Source organism: Paenibacillus crassostreae (genome assembly GCF_001857945.1).
In the GTDB taxonomy this organism is placed as follows: Bacteria; Bacillota; Bacilli; order Paenibacillales; family Paenibacillaceae; genus Paenibacillus_AQ; species Paenibacillus_AQ crassostreae.
In genome coordinates this window covers 1,109,356-1,126,374 of record NZ_CP017770.1, presented here as the reverse complement: position 1 = coordinate 1,126,374, position 17,019 = coordinate 1,109,356, and the positions used below count along the sequence as shown (strand labels likewise).

At 41.8% G+C, this 17,019-nt stretch carries 10 protein-coding genes; all 10 read left to right on the top strand.

Annotation, left to right across the window (positions count from 1 at the left end):
- Positions 1-201 precede the first annotated feature (201 nt).
- The 10 genes from addB (at position 202) to floA (ending at position 17,003) form a co-directional block, all read left to right on the top strand.
- Positions 202-3,726, top strand: a complete 3,525-nt coding sequence (gene addB / locus LPB68_RS05550) for a helicase-exonuclease AddAB subunit AddB (protein ID WP_068659416.1) — start codon at positions 202-204, stop codon at positions 3,724-3,726.
- Entirely contained in the window at positions 3,723-7,676 is a 3,954-nt protein-coding gene (addA, locus tag LPB68_RS05545; protein WP_068659418.1) for a helicase-exonuclease AddAB subunit AddA, read from the top strand. The genes addB and addA overlap by 4 nt, the downstream gene beginning before the upstream one ends.
- A 26-nt stretch (positions 7,677-7,702) precedes the next feature.
- Positions 7,703-8,884, top strand: coding sequence for an exonuclease SbcCD subunit D (locus LPB68_RS05540; protein ID WP_068659420.1), 1,182 nt, complete (start codon positions 7,703-7,705; stop codon positions 8,882-8,884).
- Positions 8,881-12,303: an AAA family ATPase gene (locus LPB68_RS05535; RefSeq protein ID WP_068659422.1), complete on the top strand. Its 3,423-nt coding sequence runs from the start codon at positions 8,881-8,883 to the stop codon at positions 12,301-12,303. Before LPB68_RS05540 ends, LPB68_RS05535 begins: the two co-directional genes overlap by 4 nt.
- Before the next feature lie 250 nt (positions 12,304-12,553).
- Positions 12,554-13,093, top strand: coding sequence for a hypothetical protein (locus LPB68_RS05530; protein WP_068659424.1), 540 nt, complete (start codon positions 12,554-12,556; stop codon positions 13,091-13,093).
- Between the two features lie 242 nt (positions 13,094-13,335).
- Complete coding sequence (locus tag LPB68_RS05525; protein ID WP_068659830.1) at positions 13,336-13,695, top strand: histidine triad nucleotide-binding protein; 360 nt, start codon at positions 13,336-13,338, stop codon at positions 13,693-13,695.
- A gap of 139 nt (positions 13,696-13,834) precedes the next feature.
- The gene (gene rpsU, locus LPB68_RS05520; RefSeq protein WP_044876085.1) at positions 13,835-14,008 is read left to right on the top strand and encodes a 30S ribosomal protein S21; all 174 of its coding nucleotides are present in this window, start codon (positions 13,835-13,837) and stop codon (positions 14,006-14,008) included.
- A gap of 15 nt (positions 14,009-14,023) precedes the next feature.
- Positions 14,024-14,467, top strand: coding sequence for a GatB/YqeY domain-containing protein (locus LPB68_RS05515; RefSeq protein WP_068659426.1), 444 nt, complete (start codon positions 14,024-14,026; stop codon positions 14,465-14,467).
- 138 nt (positions 14,468-14,605) lie between these two features.
- A complete protein-coding gene (locus LPB68_RS05510) occupies positions 14,606-15,976 on the top strand; it encodes an NfeD family protein (RefSeq protein WP_068659432.1) in 1,371 nt (456 codons plus the stop codon).
- 31 nt (positions 15,977-16,007) lie between these two features.
- Positions 16,008-17,003 (top strand): flotillin-like protein FloA, encoded by a 996-nt coding sequence (gene floA, locus LPB68_RS05505; RefSeq protein ID WP_162274306.1) that lies wholly within the window; start codon positions 16,008-16,010, stop codon positions 17,001-17,003.
- Positions 17,004-17,019 lie beyond the last annotated feature (16 nt).

The window sequence follows — 17,019 nt, the reverse complement described above, 5'->3', positions numbered from 1 at the left end:
GAAGTTAGAAACAAGGGGTTGTCCTATAAGCCATGAAAATGGCAAGGGACAACCTATTTGTTTTTTTAACTCTTATACCAAGTCATTCCCACCAAACATACGTTCTTTGAGGTATAGGATATGATATAATAGTGAAGGTAGATTTCTATAGAATTTAACCCAGTAGGGTATACGATAGATTGTAGATAAAGGAGGCATCCCATGGTGGTTCATTTCCTCATAGGGCGTTCGGGAAGCGGCAAAACAACGAATATATTGCAACAAATATCGGCAGAATTAAGCCGATCATCACAAGGTAATCCCATGGTATTGGTTGTACCGGAACAGGGTTCTTATCAAGCAGAGAATGCATTGGTAACATCAGGTTCAGTCAGAGGGATTGCGCGCGCGCAGGTACTAAGTTTTCAACGTTTGGCTTTTCGGGTCATGCAAGAGACGGGTGGATCGGCACGTGTGGGCATCAGTGAAGAAGGTAAACGAATGTTGCTCTATAAAATTATTCAAAGACGTAAAGAGGAGCTGAAATTGTTCGGTCCTTCAGGTGATCAAGTGGGGTTCGTGGGAAGATTAGGCCAACTGTATACAGAGATGAAACGGTACTGCATTGATGCTTCGAATGTTTCAGAACAGCTCGCCTTGATGAATTCTAATGGGTTGGGTACACCTATCCTACGCGATAAATTAGGAGATATCGTAACACTTTATCGAGATTTTGAACATGAACTATCGCCCTTGTACATGGATAATGAAGATTATTTAATGACATTAGCAGAAGCAATACCGAATTCTCCATACGTGAAAGATGCAGATATTTGGATCGATAGCTTTCATGGGTTCACACCACAAGAGTATACCGTTTTGCAACAATTAATGTTACATGCTTCTTCTGTTACCATAGCGCTCACGCTAGATAAAACATACGAAATGGGGATTCTCCCACATGAGCTAGATTTATTTCATCCGTCCGCCACAACCTATGCAAAGTTAAAGGGAATGGCTGGAGAATTAGGAATAGAGACTAGCGATAGACTTTTGAGTCCAAATAACCTTCCTAAATTTGTGAATAGCCCAGAGCTTGCGCATCTCGAACGTGGATATGATCGTCGAATTCCTTGGCGGGAAGATCAACAAACAGAGCAGCTAGAGTCTCATGGCATATCTATACATGCTGCTGTTAATCGGCGTGCAGAAGTTGAGGGAGCACTACGTGAAATGCTTCGGCTCGTTCGTAAAGAAGGAGTTAGATATAGAGAAATGGCTATCTTTGTGCGGCAAATAGGAGATTATGAGCCTATACTAGGACCTCTTTGCCGTGATTATGATGTGCCATTCTTCCTCGATCAGAAACGGAGTGAGTTACATCATCCTTTGGTGGAGTTTATTCGCTCAGCACTTGATATTGTAAAAAGACGTTGGAAATACGAGGATGTATTTCGCTGTATTAAAACAGATTTACTATTGCCATTAGATGGGTCTGTAAATCGCAAAGACATGGATAAATTAGAGAATTACGTATTAGCATGTGGTATACATGGATATCGCTGGACAGATGGACAGCCATGGCGGGCAACTCCAAGTCTTTCGCTTGAAGGGGATGCTAATATAGATCGGGAGCAGCAGGGGGAAGAATTGCTTGCCTTGATGGAACGCTGTCGTGCAACGATTAGCAGTCCGCTGTTATCTTTTGAGAATCGTGTAAAGACAGCGAAGTCAGCTCAAGATTTATGTACAGCAGTATATTTATTATTGGAAGAGGCTCAGGTTCCGCATAAGCTTGATCTTCTAAGCCATGAAGCATTAGAAGCGGGTCAACCAGAGGCTGCCAAAGAACATCGTCAGTTATGGGGAGCCGTTCTAGATTTACTGGACCAGATTGTAGAATTGATGGGTGAGGAGCACATCAGTTTTGATCTATTTATGGGAATATTGGATACAGGATTGACGGAACTGAAATTGTCCTTAGTCCCGCCTTCCATTGATCAGATTCTAATAGGTAATATGGATCGTACGCGTACTAATGGAGTGAAATATGCATTTCTTCTAGGATTTAATGATGGCGTTGTCCCTGCTATTCTTCAGGAAGATGGTGTATTAACGGAACAGGAGCGATTGCTGCTATCAGATACTGGAATGGAGCTAGCTCCAAGCATTTCTCGTAAACTACTAGATGAAAGATTCCTGATCTACAATGCATTAACATCAGCAAGTCAACATGTGTGGATTTCTTATGCGTCAGCTGATGAAGAAGGCAAGGCACTATTACCTTCGGAAGTCATTCGGCATGTGAAGAAGATGTTCCCATTCCTAAAGGAACAGTCACTTGTGGGACAAGCACAACGAGGGCAAACTCGCGAAGAACAGTTAGACTTTGTTACTAATCCGAAACTTACGTTGAGTCAACTCATTATACAGCTTCGAAATTGGAAGAACGGTAGTGAAATTTCTGATTTGTGGTGGGAAGCATACAATTGGTACTTACAGCATGAGCAGTGGCGAGAACCTATGTTAATGTTACTCCGTTCATTATTTTATGTGAACGAAGGAGCACCACTAGCCCGGAAAACGAGTCGTAGGCTTTATGGCAGTAGAATTCGTACAAGTGTGTCACGGATGGAGAAATTTGTTGCATGTCCATTCTCACATTTTGCTTCTCATGGGCTAAAACTGAAAGAACGCCAGATGTATCGTTTAAAGGCTCCTGATATTGGCCAATTGTTTCATTCTGCACTTAGTGATATCGCGACACAATTACAGAGTCGAAGAGTAAGTTGGGGGAGTTTAACACTTGAAGAATGTCGATCGGAGGCTAATATTGCTGTAGATCGATTGACGCCACTTTTGCAGGGGGAAATCTTACTAAGCTCTAAGCGATATGCATATATATCTAGAAAACTAAAAAACATTGTTGGAAGAGCTTCTATGATTCTTGGTGAACATGCAAGAAGAGGTAATTTTGAACCTGTAGGACTTGAACTTGATTTCGGTACAGGGAAGACACTTCCAGCGCTGAATTTCCCTTTGGAGAATGGTTCGATGATGGAAGTTGTAGGTCGAATAGACAGAGTAGATATGGCTCAGGGCGAGCAAGGAATCATGTTAAGGGTTATAGATTATAAGTCTAGTCGGAACGATCTTAAACTACATGAGGTCTATTATGGATTGTCACTTCAATTGCTGACCTATCTAGACGTATTGTTGACATATTCAGAAGAATGGTTAGGGAGAACAGCTATTCCAGCGGGAACATTGTATTTTCATGTGCATGATCCATTGTTGCAATCAACGAATGGAATGAGTGCGGAGCAAGCAGCTGATGAATTGCTCAAACGTTTCAAAATGAAGGGTCTCCTTCTCGCAGATCGTGATGTTATTGCCCAAATGGATACCTCATTAGATAAAGGTTATTCGACTATTCTACCGGTTGCGTTGAAATCAGATGGTAGCTTTTATAGTAGCGCCGCTGTGGCAAGCAAGGAGCAGTGGGGAAGTCTTTTGGCTACGGTTAGGAGTAATATCACAAATATTGGAACACGGATTACCGAGGGTGAAGTGAAGGTGGAGCCTTATCGGATTCAGAATGAAATTGCTTGTACATTTTGTCCGTATAAATCTGTGTGTCATTTCGATGAATCTATTGAGGGTAGTCATTACCGTGTTTTGGGAAAACCAAACAAAGAACAAATATGGGACATGCTGACTGACAAGCAAGGAGGGGATACATTATGATCGAAATAGTTAAGCCTGTAGGTAGTATGTGGAGTGATGATCAGTGGAAAGCTATTTCGCTTAGTGGTGATCATATTCTTGTTGCTGCAGCAGCAGGTTCAGGTAAGACAGCTGTATTAGTAGAGAGAATTATTCGTAAAATCATGAATGAGGAAGCAGGGTTTAGTGTCGATCGGTTACTTGTTGCTACATTTACGAAAGCAGCGGCAGCTGAAATGCGCCAGCGGATACGTGAAGCATTGGATAAGGAGCTGGAGAAAGAACCGGATAACGAGCATTTAAGACGCCAGCTTGCTCTTTTAGGCAGAGCTTCGATTACAACACTCCACTCCTTCTGTTTAGAAGTTATTCGTCGCTATTATCAATGGATTCCCTTAGATCCAGGGTTCCGAATTCTCAATGAGAATGAAGCAGAATTGCTGCGTCAGGAAATACTTGAGCAAATATTTGAAGAAAAGTATGGAGAAGCGGAGGACGATGGGATATTCTTGCGTCTTGCGGACTGGTTCAGCGGTGAACGGAGTGATGATGCGTTATACTTTCTTGTTCAAAAACTATATGATTTCTCCCGCAGTCATTCTTGGCCGGATGCTTGGTTACTCCAGATGGCGTCTAATTTCTCTATTACTGATCTCTCCGTGCTTGATGGGAGCCCTTGGGTGCAGAGTATTATTAAAGATGCAAAATTGTCTTTAGCAGGGGCTGCAGGATTATTGCAACAAGCTATTTCAATAGCCATGCTACCAGGTGGGCCTGATCCTTATGTGGATAATTTACGAGATGATTTAGAAATGGTTGAATCACTCAGAGAATGTCTGGAGGATTTCCCATGGAATGCTCTGTATGATGCCTTCCAAACGATTTCATTCAGTAAATTAAAAAGTTGCCGGAAAGATGAGACAGATCCAGATCTACAGAATCGTGTCAAAGAACTTAGAGATAGCGTTAAGAAAATATTGAATGAGCTCAAAAATTCATTATTCGGACGCTCGGCAGATACCTTTCTGTCAGAACTGCACGAGGTTGCTCCAATCATGGAACAATTATCTGAGGTTGTCATCCTCTTCGGCCAGCGTTATCAAGAAGAGAAAAAGTCACGCGGGCTCGTGGATTTCAGTGATTTAGAACATTACTGTTTACAAATATTACGGCATCCTGATTCATCTATGGATCAACTTCTTCCATCAGATGCAGCGATTGAATATAGAGATCACTTCGATGAGGTATTATTGGACGAATACCAAGATACCAATAGTGTTCAGGAAGATATCGTGCGATTGATTGCCAAAGATCAGCCTGGGAACCGCTTCATGGTTGGGGATGTGAAACAAAGCATTTATCGATTCCGGCTAGCGGATCCTGGACTTTTTCTTGATAAATACGTCAAATACAACGTGGATATGAACGAAGGAATGGTTATCGATCTTGCTCGTAATTTCCGCAGTAGACGTCAAGTATTGGATGCAACTAATGTTATTTTTAGACAAATTATGAATGAGACTGTTGCCGAGATTACCTATAATGATCGTGCAGAATTAGTATACGGTGCTTCATTTCCTGACTCTTCCGATGGAGTAGAGGAATTAAGATATACACCAGAACTTTTATTGATTGATCGTGGGAAAATAGTAAGATCAGGTGAAGATGAGGTTATAGAGGGAGAAGAGAACACCCTACTAGAAGAAGGCGAGTTAGTGGAGATGGAGACGGCTCAACTTGAAGCTCGTGCAATCGCGATGAAGGTCAAAGAAATGATCGGTGAAACTGGAGAACCTTTGCTTATATACGATAAATCATTACAAATCATGCGTCCCGTTGCCCATGGCGATATAGTGATCCTACTACGTTCTGCTTATATTTGGGGACCTCTAATTATGGAGGAACTGAGAAACCAAGGGATTCCTGCTGATGGTGAACAGAATCAAGGGTATTTTCAAGCCATCGAAGTCCAGGTTATGCTATCGTTGCTGCAGGTGATAGATAATCCATTGCAAGATATTCCACTAGCCAGCGTACTTCGATCACCGATTGTTGGCTTAACAGAGGAAGAATTAGCTCAGGTTCGTCTGTTTGCTAAAGGATCTTTTTATAATGCTATGATAGCAGCTTCGGAGCACGATTCGAACAAAGAAACGGGATCATTGGATGTAAATGATGATCAAAAAACGTCTGAGATAGAGATTCATCCAGAACTACAAAGTAAAATACTCAAATTTGTTCAAAAAATAGAGGGTTGGCGAAATGAAGCACGTCGAGGAAGTCTAGGTGACTTGATATGGAACATCTATAGAGATACTGGCTATATGGATTGGGTTGGTGGACTTCCGGGTGGAGGACAACGTCAGAGTAATCTCATGGCACTTTACGATCGAGCTGTTCAGTATGAACAGACAACATCATCTCGTGGTCTGTTTCGATTCTTAACGTTTATCGCTAGGCTACGTGATCATGGTTCAGACTTAGGTAGTCCAGGTAGGATTGATAAGCAAGATAATGCAGTAAGAATCATGACGATCCACAAGAGTAAAGGGCTAGAATTCCCAGTAGTATTCCTGGCAGGGATAGGAAAAACTTTCAATCAGCAAGATTTGAATTCACCATTTCTCATGCATAAGGATCTAGGATTCGGACCGAAATTTGTGGATCAAGAGATGCGTGTGAGCTATCCAACATTACCTAATCTAGCAATACGCCGGCGTTCACTGCAAGAACTACTAGCTGAAGAAATGCGGGTACTGTATGTGGGATTAACTCGTCCTAAAGAAAAGCTGATTCTTATAGGAACGGCTAAGGATCTTATTAAAAAAGTATTGTCATGGACACAGGTTCAGAGTCATCAACAGTATATGCTTCCTGATTATATTTTATCTAAGGGGCGTAGTTATTTGGATTGGATTGGTCCTGCATTAATTCGTCATCCAGATGCAGACAATTTGAGACAAATCGGCGGGGTTCCAGAGCTATCATCTCCTGTATTGAATGATGATCCTTCTAAGTGGCGTGTATCTGTTCTATCGGCTGATGAACTGTCACAAGATTTACATGTGGATACAATCGGGGAAGCGGGAATGTCGCAGAATCGTGAGTTAATGATGCAGGCATTGAAGAACAAAGAATCAATCCCGTTATGGATCATCGAGGATCATGGCATAACGACCGAGGCTAGTTCGGCAGTCATTGAAAATAAGCTGGATTGGAAATATCCGTATGCGATAACAAGTACACTTTCAGCGAAAACATCCGTAACTGAAATGAAGAAACTTCTCTCTTTACAAGAGACTCCTTCTTACGATTGGATGGAGGAAAAGGCAATACGACAAGATTCCACTTTACAACTTCGTCGACCTAAATTTATGGAGAAGAAGAGGTTGAGCCCTACAGAGCGGGGAACCGTTTATCACACACTTATGCAGCATATTCCATTGCAAGTAGGTGTAGTAGATTCTAAGGTAGTAGAGGAAACACTCTTTAGACTTACAGATCTACAGATTGTAACGCAGGAACAGGCGGATATCATTTCACCTCAAGAAATAGTAGCAATGTTTCATAGTGAGATTGGAAGAAGACTGCTCTCAGCGACATGGGTGGAGCGGGAGATGCCATTTAGTTACGCGCTTTCCGCAGCTGATGCCCATCATGGGCTGAGTTTTGTGAAGAGTCTATCCATGTCTAATGAACAGGAATCTGCGATGATTTCAAACCAGTTAGAGAATGAAACGGTATTAATTCAAGGGGTTGTAGATTGTATTTTCAGAGAGAATGGAAAGTTGGTTCTTGTAGATTACAAGACAGATCGTGTTCTGGATGAGCGTGGTGGAGTACCGGCTCTAGTAGAACAATATCGCTTCCAACTTGAACTCTATGGCAAAGCGTTAGAGGATATTATGGGTGAGCCTATTAGTGAGAAATGGCTGTACTTCTTCGATGGATCACATTGGGCCAAGCTATAGAGAAGATTAGAGGGGGGGAAGAGGATATGCGAATATTGCATACCGGTGATTGGCATTTTGGTCGTACATTAGAGGGTCGAAGTCGGCTGAGAGAGCAAGAGGATTTCGTTGATGAGTTGGTGCGAATGGCTGATGATCAACAAGCAGATCTGATATTAATGGCTGGAGATGTTTATGATTCTGTGAATCCTCCGGCAGCGGCAGAGCAACTATTCTATGAGGCTTGCGCTAGGCTAACAGAGGGTGGGAGACCTTTTGTCGCAATTGCAGGTAATCATGATCAACCTGAGCGAGTATCTTCCGTATCCCCATTAGTAACTCGACAAGGGATTACATTAGTTGGACTTCCTATGGCGAATGCAGTGACCGTCCATGCACCTCGAACGGGGGAGATAGCCAAAATCGCAGCACTTCCTTATCCATCCGAAGCTCGACTAAATGAACTATTAGTCGTAGAAGGGAATGAGGATGATCTACGCCAAGCATATAGTGCACGTGTTGGTAAATTGATGGAGATGTTGGCTCGTGGATTTACACCGAATACAATTAATTTGGCGATGAGTCATATATACGTGCTAGGGGGCTTGGAAACAGACTCAGAGCGTCCTATACAGGTTGGAGGTGCCTATACTGTCGACCCATCTGCTCTTTCAATAGGAGCTCAATATACAGCGCTAGGACATCTTCATAGATCGCAGGCTGTGAAAGGGGAAGGGATGACTCGTTATAGTGGATCCCCACTTGCCTATAGTTTTTCTGAAGCAGGGCAAGCGAAATCTGTTGCCATGCTGGATATCTCACCAGGTCAACAACCAATTTTTGAAGAATTATATCTATCATGTGGACGGCCATTAGTTCGTTGGAGGGCTAAGGGAGGCATAGAAGAAGTGTATCGTTGGTTGGATGAGGATCTAGATGCTCGTGCTTTTATAGATTTGGAAATCACTCTAAATGATGCGTTGTCTCTTGGAGAGATTCAGAGACTGCGCAAGAGCCGGGAAGGGTTAGTGCACATTCGACCTATTTACCCGGAAATGGAAGTTGCAGAAATGGAGATCCAGCGTTCGCAATTACCATTACATGAGATATTCCGTAAGTTCTATCAGCGCCAGACAGGAGGAGCAGAGCCTGATGATGGGCTTGTACAATTGTTCCTCGAGCTTGTAGAAGAGAATACCACCGTACAGGAAGAAGGGGATAATGAATGAAGCCAATCACGCTAAAGCTATCTGGATTACAGAGTTATCGTGAAATGCAACAGATTGATTTCGGTGATCTTACGCAAATGGGACTATTCGGAATCTTCGGACCTACAGGTAGTGGGAAATCTACTTTACTCGATGCAATTACCCTCGCATTGTATGGCAAGGTTGAGAGGGCCGTCAACGGGACACAAGGCATCATGAATCATTCAGAGGATGCTTTGTTTGTTTCCTTTACTTTTGAATTGAATTCCTCTGAGGGATCACAGCAATATCGTGTGGAGCGTCGTTTTAAAAGATCGAATGAACTTTCGATAAGCAATACGATCAGTCGATTTATTGAAGTTACTGCAGATGGAGATCAGGTGTTAGCTGACAAATTAGCAGATGTTACTCGCTGTGTAGAAGATAAAATCGGACTCAAAATGGATGATTTCACACGTGCAGTCGTTCTCCCACAAGGGAAATTTGCAGAATTTTTGTCTTTAAAAGGTAGTGAAAGAAGGCAAATGCTACAACGATTATTTCACTTGGAACAGTACGGTGATCAATTAGGTCAGAAGCTGAGCCGTCGTGTGAAGGAGAATGAAGCATCTCTTCGAAATATGGAGGCAGAGCAACAAGGACTGGGGAACGCTGGTAAGGAGGCTCTTGAAGAGGCTAAGAAACAATTGTCAGAAGCGGTGACTCATGCGGAAGTTTCTCGTCACCGCCTTCAAGAGATTATGCTTCAAGCAGATAAATTAGGGAAAGTATGGGAATGGCAAATAGAACGTGATAGTAAACAAGAGCAGCTATTACAACTTACATCGCTAGAAAAGGAAATAAAGGAACTAGAGGATAAGCTATCGAAGGCAAGTGTTGCCCAGCATCTAATGCCTTTACTGACTCAGATGCAGGAGAGTAAACAAGAGCATTTAAACCGTGAAACAATAGCAATCACATTGAAGAATAAAGCTCAAGAATCTGAACAACTTTCACTTCGTTCCAATGAAGCGGATGATGCAGCCCAGCTTACACTATCTATAGAAGAGCCTAAGCTGTTGATTAGACAAGATCAGTTGGAGCAAGCTGTTAAGGTTCAGCAGGAACGAGATGTACTTCGAATCGAATGTCAAGACCTCGAACTTAAGAAAACGAATGTCATAAGCACACAGTCTGAACTTCATGCACAGCTGTTGAAAGATCAGGAATTACTCCTGAAGGGTCAGAAAAAACAGGCGGAATTACAGGATAGCCTAAAGACATTGGAGACTAGATCACTAGAGCGGGAAATGATGCATAAAGCTATTCAGCGTAAACATCTAATTCAAACAAGTGATGAACAGCAACAGGTCGTATTGAAGGAATACGATCAGCAGGGCAAACGAATAACTGAAATGAGTTCCATATTAGAAAGTTCCGAGCGAGAATTATTAAACGATGAAGCAAATCATAAACTTTTCGCTGATAGGCTTATTACGAATTTCTCTGACATCATGGGACACGAAGAAGTAGTCAATGGGGCACTCCGAAGACTATCAATAGAAGAGGAACAGTTGCGTCAAGAGATTAAGAGTCTAGAGACGCATACTTTGTCACTGAGTTTGGCCTTACAGTTACAGATGGGACAACCATGTCCTGTGTGTGGATCAGAACATCATCCACTTCCAGCGGAAGCAACAGAAAGTTCGGATAGTCTCTTCATAAAGAACGAGCAGATGAATATTTTTCGTCAAGTTCAGGCACAGCTTCAAGAGCTTAGGTTAAAGCTACGTCAGTTAATGAATGAGAATAAAACTTTAATGGAGCAAGCTGCCGTTGTATTTCCTGAACAAGATGTATCACAGACCGCTGTAGGGATCTCACTACCTGAAATGAATGATGGAGCAGGTTCTGTTTTCTCTGAAAAATACTGGACAGATAGAATCTATCAGATGGAAGATGGATCGCAGCAACTGTCAGTTGCTACTTCAGCTTTGCGGCAGGAAGCCAGTCACATGAAGCAGAGTCATGACATACTTCAACAGAAAGTCATGAAGTCCAGGGCAGAGGCGGATGCGTTATTAAACATTCATACTGAAACGAAATCTAAACTTGAGAGGTTAACTGTAGAATTCACGAAATTACAACAAGCATGGCATCATGAATTCCCTGAACTTCCAATGTCTGAGATCGCAGAAAAATTCGAGCTTATGCAGAATAAAGATGCTGAAGCGGAGCTCATTCGAGAACGCATAGAGATCAGTATTCCTTTTCTAGAGGGCAAGCGGATAACGGTCCAATCCATAGAGCAACAAATAGGAGAACTAGATAAAGCACTTATTCAATGGAATACACAGTTACAAGGAAAACATGAACAGTTAAAAGGAATAGAGGAGCGGCTGCTTGTTCTAGTTGGGGAGTATTCAGCGGAAAGTTTACTTGTAGAATGTATCCAACAACTTAAAGCCCTAAAGGTTACAGCAGAACAATCTCATCGAGCAAGACGTGCTGCTGAGGATACGAAACATGAAGATATCAAAGCATCTGTTATAGCACAGCAAGCTTTTGATTCTGCAAGGGAACATTACATGGCGGCTACAAGTCGTTGGGAGGAAATGTTAGCATCATCTAAACTATCAAGTGCAGAAGAGGTTGTAGCCTGCTGTTTACAGCAGGAAGAAGAGCAACAATATGCGAATATCGTTACAGCGCATCGTGAGAATGAACGTGAAATTACATTCCAGCTAGCGAGTCTAAATGAGAAACTTTCCGGTACTACGTTAACCATAGAAGAATGGCAAACCTGCAAGGTTGTTTTAGATGAATGCCGAAATACAGATGAAGCTGCAATTCAATGGAAAGCAAGGGCTGAGCGCGATTTGGAAGATGTATTAGATCGACACGCCAGATGGATAGAATTAGAGAATATGCGCGTAGAACGTCAGATGAAGGGTGAGCAACTTTCAAAATTACAATCTTGTTTGCGGGGAAATGCCTTCGTGGAGTATATTGCAGAAGAGCAGTTGATGCAAGTCAGTCAAGCCGCTTCACAACGTCTTCTTTATCTAACTAGACAACGTTATGCCTTGGAAGTAGATTCTGGAGGTGGTTTTGTCATTCGTGATGATGCAAACGGAGGAACACGTCGCCCCGTATCAACATTATCTGGAGGAGAGACATTCCTTACATCGTTGTCTTTAGCGCTTGCGCTGTCCGCTCAAATTCAGCTTCGTGGTCAATACCCGTTGCAATTCTTTTTCTTGGATGAAGGTTTCGGTACGTTGGATTCTGAACTGCTTGAGATGGTGATTACCTCACTAGAACGTCTTCATAGCGACCACTTATCAGTAGGGATCATAAGTCATGTGCCCGAATTGAGAGCGCGCCTACCTCGTAAACTGGTGGTATTACCAGCAGAAGATGCTGGAGGCGGATCGCGATTGGTGTTAGAAAATATGTAAAAACCCAGCTCGAAATGTGACGTCCATCACAGTAACAGTAACAAGCGGTTGTTATACTACAGTTAATAGCCGACATCACTTAAGAAGTACCTCGACGGACTTATGAAATAGAAATTTTCTATAACATAGGTCCGTACGTCAAGCAGCTTTATGCTAGCTGACTGGGTACTTCTTCTTTTTTTTGTATCCATTCGCCTAGACCTGAATATGATGATAGTAGATCATGAAATATTTGGGAGGAATTAAAGAAATGGAAAAATTTGAAGCCAAGCAATTGTGTCAGCAACATATACATCGCTATGTGAGAGTGATGATCCAAGATGGAAGAGCGGTTGATGGTTTTATAGAAAATGTCGATGATGAGAATATTTACTTAGCCGTACCTGTTGGGCATGAAATGAACAATGAACAGGTTGAAGCAGCCCAATATCATGGTAATAATGCTCCTGTAGGAAGTTATGAGAACCCGTCCATGCTTCAACCTGCAGGTTATGAGAATCCATCAATGATACAGCCTACTAGCTATGAGAATCCATCCATGCTTCAATCTGCAGGTTATGGACCACAACAGGGTTATGGAAATCAATCAGGATGTGGATGTGGTGGACAGTCGTGGGGTACTGGAACAGGAGGATATCCGGGTGTGGATACAAGAGGATTTTTCCCTGGTTATGGTTATTATCCAGCTCCAGCTCCGTTCTATGGATACCCGTATGGAAGACGACGGTTTAATCGTGTGATATTACCACTGACATTGTTTACCACACTCGCACTTCTTCCTTATTTTTAAAAATATAAGAAGGTATAAGTTTCACTTGAATCAATTTCATAATTGCCGTTTCTACTTGGAAACCATCATTATTATGTATTAGCAGACCAAGATTATATTTGGTCTGCTTTTTTTGTGTATATTTAATACTGTTAGAACCTATAGATAGTTTGGTAAGGAAAGTGGCTGTATGGTATATTGATTATGATTTATTTATGAGTGAACATGGTGTTAATGTTATGAACGATCAGGGGGCGAATTCGGTGGATTGTTTATTTTGTAAAATAGTTGAAGGTACAATTCCTTCTAAAAAAGTGTTCGAGAGTGAAAATATATTGGCATTTCACGATATTACACCTGCAGCACCAACGCATGTGTTAATTATTCCAAAGAAACATATTCCATCCATGAATGAGGTTAGTCATGAGGATATGTCGCTTATTGCTGAAATCCATCAGGTTGCTCAGCAGGTGGCGAGTGATATGGGTGTCTCAGAATCGGGTTATCGACTTATTAACAACTGCGGCCCAGATGGGGAACAAACGGTACATCATCTTCATTATCACCTCCTTGGAGGGGCTAGATTAGGTACGCTGACGGGGATATCTAGCTCTCACAAGTAACGATATTGTCAGGTATATCAAGGGGTAGTCAATGAAAAAAAGTTGTAAGGTTGACACGTTATTTCACTTTCACCTATAATAAAGAATGATGAACCGTGTTAATACTCTTGGACGGTCTGGTCGGAGGGAGGGAAAACTGGTGTCTGAAACGAAAGTTCGTAAAAATGAAACAATCGATGCTGCACTTCGTCGCTTTAAACGTTCCATCGCTAAAGATGGCGTATTAGCTGAGGTGAAGAAACGCAAGCATTATGAAAAGCCAAGCGTTAAGCGTAAGCTTAAATCTGAGGCTGCTCGTAAGAGAAAGTTTTAGGAGGATTTAACAACCATGAGTCTTAGCGAGCGATTGAACGAAGACATGAAGCAAGCAATGAAGAGTCGCGATAAATTCAAACTCTCCACTATTAGAATGATTCGTTCGACAATCATGAATCTTGAAATAGATTTGAAAAGAACTTTGGATGATTCCGAAGTGCTTGATATCCTAGGTCGTGAAATCAAACAGCGCAAAGATGCCCTCCATGAATTTGAAAAAGCAGGCCGCGATGATCTTGCAGCAGATGCTAAAGCAGAAATCGAGCTAGTAGGTCAGTATCTTCCCACACAGCTTACTGAAGAAGAAATTAAAGTTATTGTACAGCAGACCATCCAGGAAACCGGTGCTTCTTCGAAAGCCGAGATGGGGAAATTGATGAGTGCTCTGATGCCTAAGGTTAAGGGACTCGCTGACGGAAAACTTGTGAACCAAGTGGTTCAACAATTTCTGCAATAAAACATAACCGAAACATCCCTTGAACGTAAGGGGTGTTTTTTATTTGGAACCATATGGGGTAATAGACGTAGTAAACGTTATCTCGGATTAAATCTAAAAGAGGTTGGTACATTAAGAATTGAGAAAGGAGGTATAGTTATGAATTTTATTAGAAAAATAGGATTATCACTCATCTTGTTCGTGTTATTTGCAGGTCAGTTCATCCCTTCACTAGGAGAAACAGTTCATGCAACAACGGAGACGAAAGAGGTGGGTAACCGAGGGATTGTATATATCATCCCAGTTGAACAGAATATTGAAAGAGGATTAGAAAAGTTTATGGAACGCGGTTTTGAGGAAGCGAAGAGTATGGATGCATCCCTCATCGTGTTGGAAATCAATACACCTGGTGGTCGAATTGATACAGCTGAAGAAATTGGAGCATTGATTCGTCAAAGTGAGATAGAAACCGTGGCATACATACATGGTAATGCTGCTTCGGCAGGAAGTTATATTGCCCTAAATGCGGATCAAATCATGATGGCTCCAGGAAGTATGATTGGCGCAGCATCGTTAATCAATGGATCCACGGGTGAGTATATTACTGATCCCAAGTTGATCTCTTATTGGAAATCAAAACTGGCTGGTGCAGCTGAATTAAATGGGCGTAATTCTAAAATCGCCGAAGGTATGGCTGATTTGGACATGATTGTTGAAATGCCTGAAATCAATTATACCAAGAGTCAGGGTGACATTATCTCACTGACTAGTGATCAAGCTTTAAAGGTTGGGTATTCAGAACAGACTGCCAAGACTGTTGAGGAGGCAATTACATTTGCGGGCTACTCTACAGAAGATGTGTTTCGTGTAGAACATACGTTTTCAGAGAAATTGGCAGAATTTCTAACAAGTCGTGTTGTGATGACATTGCTACTCTTTATGGGGATCGCAGGTGTAATTATTGAATTGTTAGTTCCTGGCTTTGGAGTGCCTGGTATTCTGGGTATTGCTGGATTTTCACTCTATTTCTTCGGTAACTCTGTAGCAGGGTTCGCTGGATCAGAGACATGGATTCTTTTTCTTATAGGAATTGTGATGCTGGTAATAGAATTGTTCATTCCAAGCTTTGGAATATTAGGATTGATAGGTTCAATAAGTCTTATTGTTGGTGTTGTCCGAGCAGCCTATAGTGCATCGCATGTTGCTTTATCGCTGGGAATAGCAATTGTATCGGCGATAATCGTCATTATTATAGTTGCAAATGTATTCAAAAAGCGTGGAATATGGAATCGATTTATACTCAAGGATACTTTGTCTAAAGAGATGGGATATATCCCAACTGCTAGTAAAGATAGTTTACTTGGAAAAGAAGGAATTAGTGTTACTCCGCTTCGTCCGAGTGGAACGGCACTGATTGATGGTGAACGCGTAGATGTTGTCGCAGATGGAGAGTTTATTGATACGAACTCAATCATTCATGTTGTAAAAGTCGAAGGTTCGCGTATTGTTGTTGAATCTATTGTAAAATAAAATAAATGAAATAATTGGAGGGTAAATTAATATGGATCCATTGATTACTATCTTGCTGATTGCAGTTGTTGCAATCATCGTACTAAGTGTATTTTTCAGCTTCTTCCCTGTCATGTTATGGATTGCAGCATTATCATCAGGGGTGCGTATTAGCATTATTACGCTTGTGGCGATGAGACTTCGACGTGTAACGCCAAGTCGAATTGTCAATCCTATGATTAAAGCTACAAAAGCAGGTCTGGGATTAGATATTAACCAACTTGAAAGTCATTATTTAGCAGGTGGTAACGTAGATCGTGTTGTTAATGCATTGATCGCTGCACAACGTGCGAATATTCCATTGGAATTTGAACGTGCAGCTGCTATTGACTTGGCTGGGCGTGATGTTCTCCAAGCTGTTCAAATGAGTGTTAATCCGAAAGTCATTGAAACACCTACAGTTGCAGCGGTAGCTAAAGACGGAATTGAAGTCAAAGTAAAAGCTCGTGTAACTGTACGCGCGAACATTGATCGTTTGGTCGGTGGTGCGGGTGAAGAGACAATTATTGCCCGTGTAGGTGAAGGTATAGTAACAACAGTCGGATCAAGTGATTCTCACAAAGCAGTATTAGAGAATCCAGATATGATTTCACGTACGGTTCTTGCAAAAGGCTTAGATTCAGGTACTGCATTTGAAATACTATCGATTGATATTGCTGATATTGATATCGGTAAAAATATAGGTGCATTTTTACAAACCGAACAAGCAGAAGCTGATAAGCGTATTGCCCAGGCGAAGGCGGAAGAACGTCGAGCTATGGCCGTAGCGTTAGAACAAGAAATGAAAGCTCGTGTCATCGAGATGCGTGCGAAGGTTGTGGAATCTGAATCTGATGTGCCACTTGCTATGGCAGAAGCGTTCCGTTCTGGGCAACTTGGCGTTATGGATTATATGAATTATAAAAATATCGAAGCAGATACACAAATGAGAGGATCCATAGGTAAAATGGGAGATGGCGGAGATAATTCTGGTGCTCCAAAAAAATAATATGTAGGGAATGATG